At 72.2% G+C, this 18,030-nt stretch carries 1 protein-coding gene; it reads left to right on the top strand.

Annotated features, from left to right (window positions below; all coding sequences use genetic code 11):
- The first annotated feature begins 6 nt into the window (after positions 1–6).
- Positions 7–18,030 carry a non-ribosomal peptide synthetase gene (locus LR393_RS15295; protein WP_231484583.1) on the top strand — a complete coding sequence of 6,008 codons (18,024 nt, stop codon included), beginning with the start codon at positions 7–9 and terminating at the stop codon, positions 18,028–18,030.

The raw sequence follows: 18,030 nt of genomic DNA, 5'->3' as shown, positions 1-18,030 counted from the left end.
CTGATCGTGGCGAGCACCGACTCCAGCACACTGGCACAGCGTCGGCGGGAACTGCTGAGGCGCCGGCTGCAGGCCGAGCAGCTGACGCAGGAGGTCCCGCGGTCCCGCCCGCCGCGCGCGGCCGGTAGCGGGTTCCCGCTCAGTGCCGGGCAGCGCCGGATGTGGTTCCTGCAGCGGCTCGACCCCTCCAGCGCCGCGTACACGATCTCGGCGGCCTTCGAGCTGACCGGGGAGCTGGATGCCGACCGGCTGCACCGGGCCCTGCTCGCGGTCACCCGGAAGCACGAGATCCTGCGCACCACCTACCGGGTCACGCCGGACGGGGAGCTGGAGCAGGTGCCCCACGAGAACCTGGAACCGGGCTGGCTCCAGGTCGACGCAGCGAGCGAGGACGCGGCCCGGGACATCGCCCGGCAGGTGGCGCGCACACCGTTCGACCTGGCCACCGAGTCCCCGTTGCGGGTGACCGTCGCGCGGCTCGGTGGGGAACGGCATCTGCTCGCGGTGGCCGCGCACCACATCGCCTGGGACGACGGCTCCTGGGACGTGTTCTTCGGAGATTTGATGAGCGCCTACGACGATCCGTCCGGCACCACGACCGTCTCCTACCTGGACGCCGCGCCGGCCGGCGCGTCCGCGTCCGGCCTGGCCTACTGGCGCGAACAGCTGGCACCCCAGCCTGATCCGGTGGCGTTGCCGGCGCCCGGTGAATCGGTGGACGCGGGACGGGTGGACGAGGGCCGGCAGCTGGTGCACCAGCTCCCCGCCGAGACGGCCGACCGCGTGCGGGCCTTCGCCACGCAGCACGGGGCGACGCCGTTCATGGTGCTGCTGGCGGCGTACACGGCCCTGCTGCACCGCACCGGCGCGGCCACGGATCTCACCGTCGGCTCGCCCGTGGTCAACCGCGACGACCCGGCGTCCGAGGGGGTCATCGGATACTTCGGCAACACGCTCTGCCTGCGGCTGAAGGTCGCCCCGGCCGATACGTTCGCGCAGCTCGTGGCGCGCACGGTCGAGGTCTGCCGGGGCGGTTTCGCCCACGCCGACGTCGATCTGGCCGACGTGGCCCGCGACCTCAACCCGGACCGGTCCGACGGCGTCTCCAGCCTGTTCAGCACCATGTTCGCGGTGCGGACGCCGGCCGCCACGGCCCTGAACGGCAGCGGGCTGCGCGGCGAGCGCCGGTCCCTGCCCAACGGTACGGCGCAGTTCCCGCTGATGGTGGTGGCCGAACTGGGCGGTGACGGTGGGGCTCTGGAACTGGAGACGACCTACCGCCCGGCCGTGGTCTCCGGGGACTTCGCCGCCCGGATCGGGCCGCGGCTGGAACGGGTCCTGGACCAGGCCCTGGCCCGCCCGGACGACCGCGTCGCGCAGCTCGACCTGCTGAGCCCGGCCGAACGCGAGCAGGTGCTGGTGGAGTTCAACGACACCCGGGGTCAGCAGTCGACGCAGCCCTGGGTGACGCAGTTCCTGGCCCGGGCGCAGGCCGAACCGGGCCGGACGGCGCTGGTCACGGCCTCACGCACCTACACCTACGGTGAACTGGCACATGAGGCTGATCTTTTCGCCCGGCGTCTGGCCGGTCTCGGGGTGCGCCGGGCCTCGATCGTCGGCATCGCCCTGCCCCGCTCGGCCGACCTGGTCATCGCCCTGGCCGGGATCTCCCGGGCGGGTGCGGCCTACCTGCCGCTCGACCCGGAGTTCCCGGACGACCGGCTCGCCTACATGCTCGCGCAGGCGGACCCGCCGGTGCTGGTCACGACGGCGGAACTGGCCGGCCGACTCCCGGTCGGGCCCGGTACCCGGGTGGTACTGACCGGTGAAACCCGTGACTCCACGGTCGATCCGGCGCCCTGGCCGCCGGTGACGGCGCCGGACAGCCCGGTGTACGTGATCTACACCTCGGGATCGACCGGGCACCCGAAGGGCATCGTGGTGGGCCACAGCTCGCTGTCGAACTTCCTGGCGTCCATGATCGATGCGATCGGGATGGTCCCGGACGACCGGGTGATGGCCAGCACCACGCTGTCTTTCGACCCGAGCACGGTCGAGCTGCTGGCGCCGCTGACGATCGGTGCGTCGATCCACCTGGTCGAGGGCGACGACGGCCGCGACCCCTCGAACCTCGCGCGGGTGCTGGGGTCCGGTACGGTCACGCTGGCGCAGGCGACGCCGTCGCGCTGGCGCACGGTTCTCGACGCCGCGCCCGACCGGTATCCCGGTGTGCGGGCCCTCAGCGGCGGTGAGGCCCTGTCCCCGGCCCTCGCCCAGGAGATGACCCAGCGTTTCGACCGTCTGATCAACCTGTACGGCCCGACCGAGGCCACTGTCTGGGCCACGACCGGCGCGGTGCGCCCGGGCGACACCGGACGGCCCCGGGTGGGTCGCCCGCTGCCCAACATGCGGGTCTACCTGCTCGACGGGGCCCTGATGCCGGTACCGGCCGGTGAGCTGGGAGAGCTCTACCTGGCCGGCACCGGGGTGGCCCACGGCTATCTGGACGGTCCGGAACTGACCGCATCGGCCTACGTGGCCAGTCCTTTCGGCGACGGCGAGCGCCTGTACCGCACCGGTGACCTGGCCCGCTGGATGCCTGACGGTGAACTGCTGCTGGAGGGCCGCAGCGACCATCAGGTGAAGATCCGGGGCTACCGCATCGAGCCGGGCGAGATCGAGGCCGTGCTGGACCGGCACGGGTCGGTCGCCGCCAGTGCCGTGGTGCTGCGGGAGGACGGGCCCGCCGGAAAGGCTCTCGTGGCCTACGTGGTGACGTCGGCCGGTGAGGAGGAGCTGCGGGCGTACGCGGCCGGCCGTCTGCCCGGCTACATGGTGCCCGCGGCCTTCGTGACGCTGCCCGGACTGCCGATGACCCCCAACGGCAAGCTGGACCGCAAAGCCCTGCCCGCGCCGGGGTTCGCCGCGACCGTCCCGTCGCGGGGGCCGTCCGGTGAGGTCGAGACCGTGCTGCGCGACGTCTTCGCGAGCGTGCTCGGCCAGGACGACGTCGGGGTCGACGACTCCTTCTTCCAGCGTGGCGGCGACAGCATTCTCGCGTTCTCCGTGGTCACCCGCGCCGCTGCGGCCGGCGTGACGATCGGCCTGGCCGACGTCTTCGCCACGCCCACGGTCGCCGGTCTGGCCGCGGTGGCCGCAACGGTCGGTCACACCAGCCTGATGGAGGACGACGTGGTCGCCCCGGACGCGTCGGTGGACGTCGCGCTTCCGGAACCGCAGACCTGGCCCCTGTCCCCGGCCCAGTCCGGGCTGGTGTTCCAGCGTCTGGCCGACGGCGACGGTGCCCCGGACGTCTACGTGATCCAGTTCGTGCTCGATCTGTCCGGTGCCGATCTCGACGTGACCGCCTTGCAGGCCGCCTCCCGGATCCTCGTCAGCCGGCACGCCCTGCTGCGGGCGGCCGTGCTGACCGACGGTGAGGGCGAGGCGACCCTGACTCAGGTGATCGCGCCGCACGCCGAACCGCGGTGGACGGTCGCCGACCTGTCCACCTGGCCGGATGCCGAACGCGAGGCCGAGACGCAGCGGCTGGTGGCGGCCGACCGAGCGACCCGTTTCGACCTGGCGGCCCCGCCCCTGGTGCGCTTCCTCTGGGTCCGCACCGGCCCGGACCGGGCCCGGCTGGCGGTCGCGGCCCACCACGTGATCCTGGACGGCTGGTCGATGCCGCTCATGCTGCGGGAGCTGTTCGAGCTGGCGGTGCGCCCGGTCCGGGCGAAGGCCCTGCCCTCGCCGCGTCCGTACCCCGACTACCTGGACTGGCTGCGGACCCAGGACCAGGAGGCCGCCCGTGAGGCCTGGCGCTCGGAACTGGCCGGGCTGGAGGGGCCGACGCTCCTGGCCCCCGGACGCGCCGGAAACCTCTCGGCTGCCGTGGATCGCGAGATCAGCCCGGAACTGACCGGTCGCCTCGTGACGCTCGGCCGGCGCCGGGGCCTGACCCTGAGCACCGTGCTGCGGGCCGCCCACGCCGTGCTGCTGTCGCGGGCGGTGGGCCGTGACGACGTCGTCTTCGGGGCGGTGTCGTCGGGCCGTCCGCCGGGTCTGCCCGGGGTGGAGACGATGATCGGCCTGTTCGTCACCACGGTGCCGGTGCGGGCGAAGGTCAGCGCCGCCACGTCGTTCACCGAGCTGATGGCCGACCTCCAGGTGGCCCAGGGCCGGATGTTCGCCCACGAGCATCTCGGCCTGGCCGACATCCTGGCCCAGGCCCCCGCGGAGTCCCGGGCCGACGGGGAGCTGTTCGACAGCCTCCTGGTGCTGGAGTCGTTCCCGTTCGACGCGTCCACCCTGATCCCGCCGGGTGGCCCGGCCCTGGAGGCCGTCGACGGTTTCGACGGCACGCACTACCCGCTGACCGTGCGTGTCATCCCCGGCGAGCGCCTGCGCATCACCTTCGGCTACCGGCAGGGGGTGCTGGACGACGGGGTGGTCGCCGGTCTGGCCGACCGGTTCGCGGCGCTGCTGGAGGAGATCGTCACCGACCCGTCCCGGCCGATCGGCGCGGTGCCCGAGCCGGCGGACAGCTCCCTGACCGGACTGTTCGAGGCCCAGGCCCGCCGCACGCCCGACGCGGTGGCCGTGCGCTGGCGCGACACCGACCTGACCTACGCCGAGCTGGACGAGCGCGCCGGGCGCCTGGCCGGTCTGCTGGCCCGCCGCGGAGTCGGCCCGGAAACCGTGGTGGCCGTGGCCCTGCCGCGATCGGCCGACCTGGTTGTCACCCTGCTGGCCGTGCTGAAGGCCGGTGGCGCCTACCTGCCGATCGACGCCTCCTACCCGGCCGAGCGGATCGCGTTCATGATCCGCGACGCCGCCCCGGTCTGCGCGGTCACCACCCTCGAGGCCCGCGACACCCTGCCCGGCGTGGCCACCATCGCGCTGGACGACCCGCGGGTGGTCGAGGCGCTCTCCGTAGAAGCTCCGGTGGTTTCCCGGGCGGAGGGGGCCAACCTGGCCTACATCATCTACACGTCCGGGTCGACGGGCCGGCCCAAGGGCGTTCTCGTCCCGCACCGCAACGTGATCCGCCTGTTCGCCGACGCGCAGGAGCATTTCGGGTTCGATGCGAACGACGTCTGGACGCTGTTCCACTCGGTCTCGTTCGACTTCTCGGTGTGGGAGCTGTGGGGACCGTTGCTGTACGGCGGTCGCCTGGTCGTGGTCGACCACGAGGTGTCGCGCGCCCCGGGCCAGTTCCTCGACCTGTTGCGGCGTGAGCGCGTGACCGTGCTGAACCAGACCCCGTCCGCGTTCGCCCTCCTGACCGACGAGAGCACCCGGACCCGGGCCGGCCTGAGCCTGCGTCTGGTGATCTTCGGCGGGGAGGCGCTGGACACCGGACGGCTCGCGCCCTGGTTCGAGCAGCACCCCGAAAAGCCCGCACTGGTGAACATGTACGGCATCACCGAGACCACCGTGCATGTCACCCATCGGCCGGTGGGATCGTCGGGCACGACAGGTATCGGCGAACCCCTGTCCGGCCTGCGGGTGCGCGTGCTGGACGATCACCTGGTCCCGGTCCCGGACGGCGTGACCGGCGAGATGTACGTGAGCGGAGCCCAGCTTGCCCGCGGTTACCTGGGCCGCCCGGGTCTGACCGCGACCCGGTTCGTCCCGGACCCCTTCGGGGCTCCCGGTGACCGGATGTACCGCACCGGCGACCTGGCCCGGCGCAGTCCCGACGGTTCGCTGGAGTACCAGGGCCGGGCCGACGACCAGGTGAAGATCCGCGGTTTCCGGATCGAGCTGGGTGAGATCGAGGCGGTGCTCGCCTCCGATCCCACGGTCGGCACGGCGGTGGTGCTGGCGGACGACGACGGCACCGGCCGTCGTCGGCTCATCGCTTACGTCATCCCGGCGGGGGAAGGGGCCGACCCGGCCGCGATCCGGACCCGGGCCGCCGCCACCCTGCCCGACTTCATGGTGCCCGCAGCGGTTGTCGCCCTGGACGCGCTGCCGCTGACGAGTAACGGCAAGCTCGACCGCGCCGCTCTGCCGAAACCCGACCCGAACCGCGAAACCTTGTCACGTAGTGCCGGGAACGACATCGAGCGGACCTTGTGCACGGTGTTCGCGGCCACGCTCGGCGTCGACCAGGTGGGCGTGGACGACGACTTCCTAGCCCTCGGCGGCGACAGCATCCTGGCCATCCAGCTGGTCAACCGCGCCCGTCGCGAGGGTGTGACGCTGACTCCGCGCGAGGTGTTCACGCAGCGAACCCCGGCGACGCTCGCGGGCCTGGTGGCGGAGCGAACCGTCACCAGGACCGAAACCCCCCGGGCGCAGGCCGTGACTGCGTCCACCGGCATCATCACCCCGCCCCCGATCGTGGCCCGCCTGGCCGAACTGGGCGGCGAGATCAACCGTTTCAACCAGGCGCTGGTGGTCCGGACTCCGGTGGGAGCGACCGAACCCCTGCTCCGGTCGGCCCTGACCGCCCTGATCCGGCACCACGACGCCCTGCGCGCCAGACTTCGGCGTCCGGCTCCCGGGGTATGGCTCCTCGAGATTGATTCCGCAGCAGCTGAAACCGCCCTCCATCGAATGAACGTGGCAGGCCTGGACGAGGCTGGTCGGCGCGCCGCCGTGGCCGAGGCCTCCGACGCGGCCGCGGGGCGTCTGAACCCCGACGCCGGCCAGATGGTGCAGGCCGTCTGGCTCGACGCCGGCCCGGACGAGCCCGGACGCCTGGTGCTCGTCATCCATCACCTGGTCGTGGACGGCGTCTCCTGGCGCATCCTGCTGGACGACCTCGCCGCCGCCTACGGGGCCGAGTCACCGCAGCTGGATCCGGTGGGCACCTCGGTCCGGGCGTTCAGCCAGATCGTCGCCCAGAGTGCCGCCGACCCGGCCCGCCTGGCCGAACTCCCGCACTGGCTGGAAACCCTGGCCCCGGGAGCGAACCCGTTCCGCGTCCCCGCAGGGGTCCCGACGGGCGTCGAGGCGGACACCCGCACCGTCGTCGTCGACCTGGAACCCGCCGTCACCGCGGCCCTGCTCAACGACGTCCCCACGGCCACCGGCACCGAGGTCACCGACGTCCTGCTGACCGGTCTGCGTCTGGCCCTGAACGGCGACGACCTGCTCGTCGACCTGGAACGTCACGGCCGGGAAGAGATCACCCCCGGCGTGGACCTGTCCCGCACGGTGGGCTGGTTCACCAGCCTCGCACCGGTCCGCCTGGCCGCGGTCGGCGCCGATGCCCGCGCCACCCTGGCCGATGTCTCCGCCCGGGTCAGGGCCATGCCGGACCGGGGGACCGGGTTCGGGCTCCTGCGGTACGCGAGTCCGCTGGCCGGCCCGGCCCTGGCCCGCGCCGGGCAGGCCCAGGTGCTGTTCAACTACCTCGGCCGGTTCGGGACGGACGCCGACGCCGACTGGAGCCCCGCCGCCGAGGTCGACGCGCTGTCGGCGACCCCCGACCCGAGCCTGGGCGTCGGGCACGTGCTGAGTGTGGACGCCGTGGCGCTGCCCACCCCGGCCGGAACCGTTCTGCGCGCCACCTTCACCTACCTGTCCACCGTCGTCGAGCCCGCCGAGGCCGAGCGCCTGGCCGGTGATTACGCCCAGGCCCTGCGGGACCTGGCCGACCCCAGCCTGGTCCCGCTCTCACCGACCGAGACCGACCGCGTCCGTCAGGCTTTCCCCGGCGGGTTCGACGACGTCTGGCCCCTGTCGCCGCTCCAGGAGGGCCTGTACTTCCAGCACGCCCTGGACCCGGACAGCGACGCGTACACGGCCCAGTTCTGGTTCGACTTCGACCACCGCCTCGACGTCCCCCGGCTCCGCGCCGCCACCACCGCCCTGATGGCGGCCAACCCGGTGCTGCGGGTGGGGTTCCTCAGTGAGGGCCTGCCGCAGCCGGTTCAGGTCGTCGTCAGCGAACTGCCGCCCCCGGTCGAGGATATCGACCTGTCCGGGCTGTCCGGTGAGCAGCAGCGGGAGGCCGCCGAGCGGATCGCGGCCGACGACCGGGAACTCCCGTTCGACGTCACCCGGCCCCCGCTGTTCCGGCTGATCGTGCTGCACCTGGGGCCCGACCGGTCCCGGCTGGTGATCAACCGGCAGGTGCTGTTGTGGGACGGCTGGTCCGGTGCCCTGGTCGTCGAGGGACTGCTCGGGCTGTACCGCGACGGAACGGCCCGGCCGGTCACCGGTACTTTCCGCGACTACCTGCTCTGGCTCCGGGAACGGGACACCGCCGCGGCCGAAACGGCCTGGGGCCGGAACCTGTCCGGCCTGGAGGGACCCACCCTGGTCGTCCCGGCGGCCCGGGGCCTGCCGCCGGTACCGCCGGCCCGGATCACCGCCGAGCTGCCCGAGACCACCTCGGCCGCCGCCCGCGCCGCCGCGCGCCGGCACGGCATCACCCTGAACACGATCTTCAACGCCGCGCTCGGGCTCGTGCTGTCGGCCGAGACCGGCTCGGACGACATCGTCTTCGGGACCACCACGGCCGGTCGCCCGGCCGAGCTGGAGGGTTGCGCCGACGTCATCGGCCTGTTCCTCAACACCGTGCCGGTGCGCACGCGGCTCGACCCGGCCGAGAGAGTGGGCGACCTGCTGCACCGCCTGTCCGGCGACCGGCTCGACCTGCTCGACCACGAGTACCTCGGCCTGGGTGAGATCCAGCGCGCAGCCGGGCATCCGGTGCTGTTCGACACCCTCTACGTGCTCCAGAACTTCATCGACGAGGTGGCCAACGACGAGACCAGCCGGCAGCACGGCATCGTCGGCGGCGGCAGCATCGACCACACGCACTACCCGCTGACGTTCGTGCTCTTCCCCGGCGCCCGGATCACGGCCCGGCTGGAGTACCGCACCGACGTGGTCACCGCGGACCGGGCCCAGGCCCTGTTCGAGCGGCTGCTGGCCACGGTGGCCACGCTGGTCGCCGATCTGGACGCCCCGGTGGGGTCGCTGGACCTGCTGCTGCCGGGGGAACGGGCAGCGCTGGAAGCCGCTGTCGCACCGTCGGAACCGATCGGCACGCAGAGCATCAGCGACCTGCTGGAGGCACAGGCCGGGCAGCTCGGCGACGGGGTGGCGCTGGTGCTGGGCGAGCAGCGCCTGACCTACGCCGAGCTGGACCGCCGGGTGAACCGGATGGCCCGGCTGCTGATCTCGCGAGGCGCCGGTCCGGAGACGGTCGTGGCCCTGGGACTGGGCCGCACGGTCGACATGGTCGTCGCCCTGTTCGCCGTGCTGCGCACGGGGGCCGCGTACCTCCCGCTGGAGCTGGACCACCCGCCGGCCCGGCTGATGGAGATGGTCGAGGACGCCGGGGCGTCCGTGCTGGTGACCACCCGCGCGACTGCGCGATATCTGGTGGGGGACGACGACGTCCCTCAAGGTCTGGTTCTTGACGATCCGGCCGTGGCCGCGGCAATGGACGATTTGAAGGACGATTCACTGACGGACGCGGAACTGCGCGGTTTCGCACGGGGTCGCCAGGACCGGCTCGATCACCCGGCCTACGTCATCTACACCTCCGGCTCGACCGGCCGGCCCAAGGGCGTGGTGACGCCCTACCGCGGCCTGACGAACATGTGGCTCAACCACCGCGACGAGATCTTCGTGCCCGCCGTCGCCTCGGTGGACGGACGGCGCCTGCGGGTGGCCCACACGGTCTCGTTCGCGTTCGACATGTCGTGGGAAGAGCTGCTGTGGCTCGTCGAGGGCCACGAGGTACACATCTGCGACGAGAACCTGCGCCGCGACGCCGAGGGCCTGGTCGCGTACTGCGACGAGCACCGCATCGACGTGGTGAACGTGACGCCGACCTATGCCGCGCACCTTTTCGAAGCCGGGCTGCTCGACTCCGGCCGTGACCGTCACCGCCCTCCGCTGGTCATGCTCGGCGGGGAGGCCGTGCCCGACGCACTCTGGAACCGCTTGCGCACCACCGACGGCACGTTCGGGTACAACCTCTACGGGCCGACCGAGTACACGATCAACACGCTCGGCGCCTCGACCACCAACAGCCCCACCCCGACCGTCGGGCGGGCGATCCGCAACACCGCCGTGTACGTGCTCGACCGCTGGCTGCGTCCGGTGCCCGACGGCGTTCCGGGCGAGCTCTACATTGCCGGTGACGGCCTGGCCCGCGGCTATCTCGACCAGTTCGGCCTGACCGCGACCCGTTTCGTGGCCGACCCGCAGATCCTCGGCGGTCGCATGTACCGCACCGGTGACCTGGTCGTCCGGCGGCCCGGCGACGGCAACCTCGACTTCCTCGGCCGCACCGACGACCAGATCAAGATCCGCGGGCACCGCATCGAACTGGGTGAGGTCAGCGCGGCCCTGGACCACCATCCCGGCGTCAGCCAGTCGGCTGTCGTGGCCGTCGACGACCCGACCTCGCCCGGCTCGAAACGGCTCGTCGCCTATCTGGTCCCGGCCCGTCCCGAGGCCGACGCCGTGGCCCTGATCGAGCACGACCAGGTCGGGGAATGGAACCAGATCTACAGCGACGAGTACGAGCGGATCCCCACCGCCGTGCTGCACGAGGACTTCGCCGGATGGGACTCCAGCTACGACGGCCAGCCGATCCCGACGGCGCAGATGCGCGAATGGCGGGAGGCCACGCTGGACCGCATCCGCGCCCTGAAACCCCGGCGGGTGCTGGAGATCGGTGTCGGTACCGGCCTGCTGCTGGGGCCGCTGGCCCCGGACTGCGAGGCGTACTGGGCCACGGACTTCGCCGCCCCGGTCATCGCCAAGCTGCGGGCCGACCTGGCCACCGATCCGGATCGATTCGGCCGGGTCGAGCTGCGGCACCTGGGCGCTCACCAGACCGAGGGCCTGCCGCGCGGTTTCTTCGACACGATCGTCATCAACTCGGTGGCGCAGTACTTCCCGAGCGCCGGCTACCTGCGGTCGGTGCTGCACGCGGCCCTGGACCTGCTCACCCCGGGTGGATCGCTCTTCGTCGGTGACGTGCGGGACCTGGGACGGCTGCGGACCTTCGCCACCGAGATCGAGACCGCGCGTCCCGGCGCCGATCCCACCCGGATCGGTGCCGCCGTCGACCGGCGGGTGCTGCTGGAGAAGGAACTGGTGGTCTCGCCGGACTTCTTCCACGACCTGGCCACCGAAAACGACCTGGCCGTGAGCGTGCGGGTCAAGCGGGGGCGCAGCCGGAACGAGCTCACGCGGCACCGGTACGACGTGGTGGTGCGGCGAGGGGCGGCGGAACCGCTGGAGGCGGAGGTCGTCGCGTGGGAGGGTGACCTGGAGAACCTTCTGCGCGAACGCCGGCCGGAGAAGTTGCGGGTGACGGGAATGGTGGACGCACGTCTCGCGGCAACCGAGGCGGGTGTGGATCCCGACGACATTTACCTGCTGGCGGATGATTGTGGGTATCAGGCCGCGCTGACCCCTGACCCGATCGAACCCGGGAAGCTGGTCGCGATCTTCGTGCGGGGGACTGACGCCTTCCCGTCCACCTCCACGAACGTCACTGCCCGCGTCCTCACGAACGACCCGGCCACCGCCCGCGCCGCAGCCGCCCTGCTCGCCGGGCTCCGCTCCGACCTGGGCGCGGTGCTGCCCGACTACCTGGTGCCGGCCACGTTCATCCCGTTGCCGAGCATTCCCCGTACCTCCAACGGCAAGCTGGATGTCGCCGCGCTGCCCCCGGCCGACGCCCCAGCGGGCCTGAGCACCGGCCGGCCCCCGGCCACCCCGCTGGAAGAGACCCTGGCCGCGTTGTTCGCCGATGTCCTGGGTCTGCCGAACATCGGGGCCGACGACGATTTCTTCGCTGCCGGAGGCCATTCCCTCCTCGCCACCCGGGTGATCAGCCAGGCCCGGGCCGAACTCGCGGTCGACCTGGCCATCCGTGACCTCTTCGACGCCCCGACCGTCGAGGCCCTGGCCGCCCGGGTACAGCAGCGGCAGGCCCAGGCCCCCACCAGCTCCCGGCCACCGTTGACGGCCCGCGAACGCCCGGACCGGATCCCGCTCTCCCCGGCGCAGCGCCGCCTGTGGATGGTGGAGGCGCTCGACGGAGCCGAGGGCTACACCGCGTACAACTACCCGATCGCGTTCCGCACCGCGCAGCGCCTCGATCTGGAAGCACTGCGCGCGGCTCTCGGTGACCTGCTGGACCGGCACGAGATCCTGCGCACCGTGGTCGATGTCGTCGCGGGGGAGCCGTCGCAGAAGATCCTCGAACGGGTGGACGCCCGGGTCGCGGTGGAGGACTGCGCACCGGACGAGGTCCAGGCCCGGATCACGGACCTCGCCGCCCGGCGGTTCGACCTGGGCGCGGACATCCCGCTGCGCGCAACGGTTCTGCGGGGACCGGACGGCGACGTGCTGGTACTGGTGCTGCATCACATCGCGACGGACGAGTGGTCGGACCGCCCGCTCCTGACCGACCTGGACACCGCCTACGCGGCCCGCCTCCAAGGACAGGCACCGGGCTGGGACCCGCTGCCGGTGCAGTACGCCGATCACACCCTCTGGCAGCGCGACGTGCTCGACACCGCTGAGGACATCCGGTTCTGGACAGAGAGCCTGGAAGGGCTGCCCGAGCAGATCCCGCTGCCGTTCGACCGTCTCCGCCCCCCGGTGCGTGAGGGACGGGCCGGCCGGGTGACCCGCGAACTGCCGCCGGAGGTGACCCGCGGGCTGCGGGCCCTGGCTTCGTCCACCGGCACCAGCATGTCGATGCTGGCCCACGCCGCCGTCGCGGCCCTGCTGCACCGGCTGGGGTCCGGCGACGACATCCCGCTGGGCGTACCCGTCGCCGGCCGTAACGACGCCGCGCTGGAGGGCCTGGTCGGGTTCTTCGTCAACACGCTCGTCATCCGTTCCGACCTGACCGGCGACCCGACGTTCCGTGACCTGCTGGGCCGTACCCGCCGCACCGACCTGGCCGCGTTCGACCACCAGGACGTGCCGTTCGAGGAGGTCGTGGCCGCGCTCAACCCGCGCCGGACGCCGGGCGTCAACCCGTTGTTCCAGGTGCTGGCCGGCTACCACCACCGGCCCGACGACCAGGTCGACCTGCTCGGTGGCCCGGTCACCTGGATCGACCCGGAACCCGGCACACCCCGGTTCGACCTGGCGGTGACCTTCGCCGACCAGGCATCCCGGAACGGGATCAGCGTGCGGCTGGAGTTCGCCACCGACGTGCTGCTCCCGGCGAGCGGTGAGGTGCTGGCCGACCGTCTCGTCCGGTTGCTGGCCGGTGTCGCCCAGGCTCCGGACCTCCCCGTCAGCCGGGTCGACGTGCTCGCCCCCGGGGAGCGGGAGCAGGTGCTGACGGGCTGGAACGCGACGGACGCGCCGCTGACCCCGGACACCCTCGCGAGCCTCGTGGACGCCCAGATCGCCCGCACGCCCGACGCGGTGGCGGTCCGGTCGCAGGAGCGCGACCTCACCTACGCCGAGCTGGACGAGGAGGCCGCCCGGATCGCGGCGGTGCTCGCGGCCAACGGGGTCGGGCGGGGCACCCTGGTCGGGATCTGTGTGGAGCGGTCGGTGGAGCTGGCCACCGGGCTGCTGGGCATTCTGCGCACCGGCGCGGCGTACGTGCCGCTCGACCCGGACTACCCGGCGGCCCGGCTGCAGTTCCTGGCCTCCGACGCCGCGCTGCCGGTGCTGCTGACCCAGCGCCACCTGCGGTCGCAGCTACCGAGCCGGCCGGGCGCGCTCGTCCTGTCCCTGGACGCCCCGCAGGACTGGGCCTTCGCCGAGGGCGCGCTGCTGGAGGCTCCCACCCCGGACGACGTGGCCTACGTGATCTACACGTCCGGCTCGACCGGGCAGCCGAAGGGGGTGCCGAACACCCACCGGGGCATCGTGAACCGGCTGACCTGGATGCAGGAACGCTTCGGACTCGGTGCGGACGACGTGGTGCTGCAGAAGACACCGGCCTCGTTCGACGTGTCGGTCTGGGAGTTCTTCTGGCCGCTCATCACCGGCGCCCGGCTGGTGATGGCCCGGCCCGGAGGACACCGCGACGCCTCCTACCTGCGCCGGGTGATCGACGAGCAGGGCGTCACCACGGCGCACTTCGTCCCGTCCATGCTGGCGGCCTTCTTGATGTCGGCGGGCAGCAGCGAGTCCTTGCGCCGGGTGATCTGTTCCGGTGAGGAGCTGCCGGCCGACCTGGCCCGCAAGGCCCTGAACGCCCTGCCCGGTGAGCTGCACAACCTTTACGGGCCCACCGAGGCCGCGGTCGACGTCAGCGCGTACCACTGCACCCTGGAAGGACTCGCCGGACGGGACCGGGTGCCGATCGGCGGCCCGGTACGCAACACCCGCCTGTACGTCCTGGACCCGGCCGGGGAACCGCTGCCGATCGGGGTACCCGGTGAACTGTTCATCGGTGGCGTCCAGGTGGCGCTGGGCTATCTGAACCGCCCGGAACTGACGGCTGAGCGCTTCGTGACAGACCCCTACGGCGGGACCCGCTACCGCACCGGTGACCAGGCCCGCTGGCGGCCCGACGGGACGCTGGAGTTCCTGGGCCGCCTCGACGGTCAGGTCAAGCTGCGCGGTGTGCGGATCGAGCCGGGGGAGGTGGAGGCCGCGCTCCGGGCCCAGCGCGGGATCACGCAGGCCGTGGTCAGCGTGTACGAGGCCGGGCCGCAGGACCAGAGGCTGGTGGGATATCTGGTGGGCGCGGCGGCGGATCTGAACGCTCTGCGGGAGGTCCTGCCAGAGGCGTTGATTCCCAGTACCTTCGTGGCGCTGGATGCTCTTCCCCTCACCCCGAACGGCAAACTCGACCGGTCGGCCCTGCCCACACCATCGCGGCAACGCGACGAAACGGTGGTCTTCTCGGAGCCGGCGAGTGCGACCGAGCAACGCCTGAGCGAGATCTGGAAGCCGTTGCTGGGTGTGGCCGAGCTCGGCACGAACGACGACTTCTTCGCCCTGGGCGGGCATTCGCTGCTCGTACTGCGGATGTGCGCCACGGTCCGCTCGGAGTTCGGCGTCCAGATCAGCCCCCGCACGGTCTTCGAGAACCCGACCGTCGCCCGGCTGGCCCGCACCCTGCCGACCGCCGCGTCCGCGCGTCCGGCCCTGCGGGCCTACGACCGACCGGACGCCCCGCCGCTGTCGTACGCCCAGCGTCGCCTGTGGGTGATCGGTCAGGTCGAGGGGCCCAGCCCCACCTACAACCTGCCGATCACCTGGCGTCTGACCGGTCCGCTGAACCTGGCCGCGCTGCGGGCGGCGATCGACGACGTGGTGGCCCGGCACGAGGTGCTGCGCACGATCGTGGCCACGGACGGCGAGAATCCGGTGCAGCGGGTGCTGGCCCCCGGCGCGTCACCCGTGTCGTTCGACGTGACCGGCCCGAGGCCGGACGTCCTGCACCAGGCCGCCTCGTACACCTTCGACCTGGAGTGGGAGACACCGCTGCGGGTGACGGTCGTGCGGCACGCGCCGGACGAGCACGTGGTGCAGTTCCTCATCCACCACATCGCGACCGACGAGGGGTCGGGCCGGGCCCTGGCCCGCGACCTGTCCACCGCCTACCGGGCCCGCACGGCCGGGCAGGGCCCGGACTGGGTGCCGCTGCCCGTGCAGTACGTCGACTTCACGCTCTGGCAGCGCGACCTGCTCGGTGAGGAGTCCGACCCGGCCAGTCCTGCCGCCGAGCAACGTCTTTACTGGCAGCAGGCTCTGACGGGGTTGCCGGACGAGCTGGTCCTGCCGGCCGACCGGCCCCGTCCGGCCGAGCCGTCGCACACCGGTGGGATCGTCGACACGCTCATCGGTGCCGAGGTGCTCGCCGGGCTGAAGGCGCTGGCGAGGGCGCACGAGGTCAGCCTGTTCATGGTGCTGCGGGCCGCCGTGGCCGCGGCCCTGCAACGGCTGGGGGCGGGCGAGGACATCCCGATCGGCAGCCCGGTCTCGGGCCGGGCCGACCGGGCGCTCGACGACCTGGTCGGGTTCTTCCTGAACACGCTGGTGCTGCGCACCGACCTGTCGGGCGACCCGTCGTTCGCCGAGCTCCTGGGCCGGGTGCGGGAGAGCGACCTGAATGCCTACGACCACCAGGACCTGCCGTTCGACCGGGTGGTGGACGCGGTCAGCCCGCCGCGGAAACTGTCCCGCCACCCGCTGTTCCAGGTGATGGTCGTGTACCTGGCGGCGACGGACACGCGGGACGAACTGGACCTGGACGGCGTGCGCGTCAGCCCGGAACCCTTGGGGCGCACCATCTCGATGTTCGACCTGTCCTTCGACTTCGTCGAGACGCCGGACGGCGGGCTGAGTCTCGGGCTGGCCTACAGCGACGATCTGTTCGACCGGTCCACGGCCGAGAGGATCGCGGCGTGGATGCCCGGTGTGCTGCAGACCGTCGCCGCGGACGCGAAGGCGCCCCTCAGCGAACTGAACCTGAACACGCCGCAGTTCGGCCCGGCGCCCCGTGCTCTCCCAGCCTCTGAGGAAGCGCGGACAACATCCGAGGGCATCGAAGAAACCCTGTGCGCTGTCTTCGCCCAGGTGCTCGGCCTGGACCAGGTGGACCCGCACGAGGACTTCTTCGGGCTCGGCGGCGACAGTGTCATGGTCATGCGCCTGGTCACCCGGGTCCGGGCCGCGGGCTTCACGGTCACGCCGCGCCTGGTGTTCGGGCACAGCACCCCGGCGTCGCTGGCCCCGGTCGTGCAGCGCAAGGGGGCGCCCGCCCCGGCGGCCCGGGTGGACGAGCCGGCCCGGGTGGACGAGCCGGCACCGGTGATTCCCCCGACCCCGGCGCTCCTGTCGGCCCGGGGCCAGGGGCCGGCGTTGTTCCGCACGTTCTCCTCCCCGGTGCTGCTGAGAACCCCCGCCGGGCTGGACCGGTCCATCCTGGTGAACGCTTTGCAGGCTCTGGCCGATCACCACGAGGTGCTGAGAGCGCGCCTGGTGCGCACGGACGGGGCGGCCGACGGCGACATCGCCTGGACCCTCGCGATCACCCCGCCCGGCAGCGTGGACGCCGGAAACTGGGTGCGCCGGGTCGATGCCCAGGAGATCGCCTCCGACGAACTGGCCCGCCTGGCGGCCGAGGCCGATGACGAGCTGGACCCGGAGGCCGGCCGGATGGTGCGCTGCGTCTGGCTCGATGCGGGAGACGGGGCACCGGGCCGGCTGCTGCTGATCGTGCACCACGCGCTGGTGGACGGGGTCTCCTGGTCGATCCTGCTCGAAGACCTCGAAGCCCTGGTCCGTCAGGCCCGGCCGGTTCCCGTCCCGGTCCCGTTCAGCCAGTGGGCCGGTGCTCTTCAAACCCTGGCCAACGCTCCGGAGACCGAGGCCCGGCTACCGTTCTGGCGGGGCCTGCTGGATCGTGCGGTTCCGGTGAACTGGGTGGACGAAGCGACGAACTCGGAGCAGGCCGTCACCGTGACGCTCCCACCGACAACCACGGCGGTTCTCCTCTCCGGGGTCCCGGCCTCTTTCGGGGTGGGCGTCGACGAGATCCTGCTCGCCGCGCTCGCCCAGACCCTCGATCGGTCCAGGGTGCTGGTCGCGGTCCAGACACACGGCCGTCAGGAACATGTCCTCGGTGACGCCGACCTCTCGCGCACGGTCGGCTGGATGGCCGACATCCACCCCTTCCTGCTCGAGGCCCGTCCGACGACGGACGAGACCGTGACCGCGGTCCACGACCTGATGACCCGGATTCCCGATGGTGGGACGGACTACAGCCTGCTCCGCTTCCTCAACCCCCGTACCGCCCCGGTGCTGGCCGCCGCACCTCATCCCACGGTCTACCTGAACTACGTGGGCCGGCTGACCCGCGGGACGGACCGGGACTGGGCGGTCGCCCCGGAGGACGAGACCCTGTTCGCCGACTGGAACTCCGGCATCCCCGACCCGTTCCCGCTCAGTGTCATCGTCCGCGTGCTGGACGGCCCCGACGGACCCGAACTGACCGCCCGCTGGAGTGCGGGGCCGGGAGGCCCGTCCTCGTCCGTCATGGGTGCCCTCGCGAACGCCTGGGTGCGGGACCTCGAGAAGCTGGCCACCCACGGAAGGAATGCCTGA

The sequence above is a fragment of the Kineosporia mesophila genome (assembly GCF_021129235.1).
In the GTDB taxonomy this organism is placed as follows: Bacteria; Actinomycetota; Actinomycetes; order Actinomycetales; family Kineosporiaceae; genus Kineosporia; species Kineosporia mesophila.
This window is presented reverse-complemented; position numbering and strand designations above follow the sequence as displayed.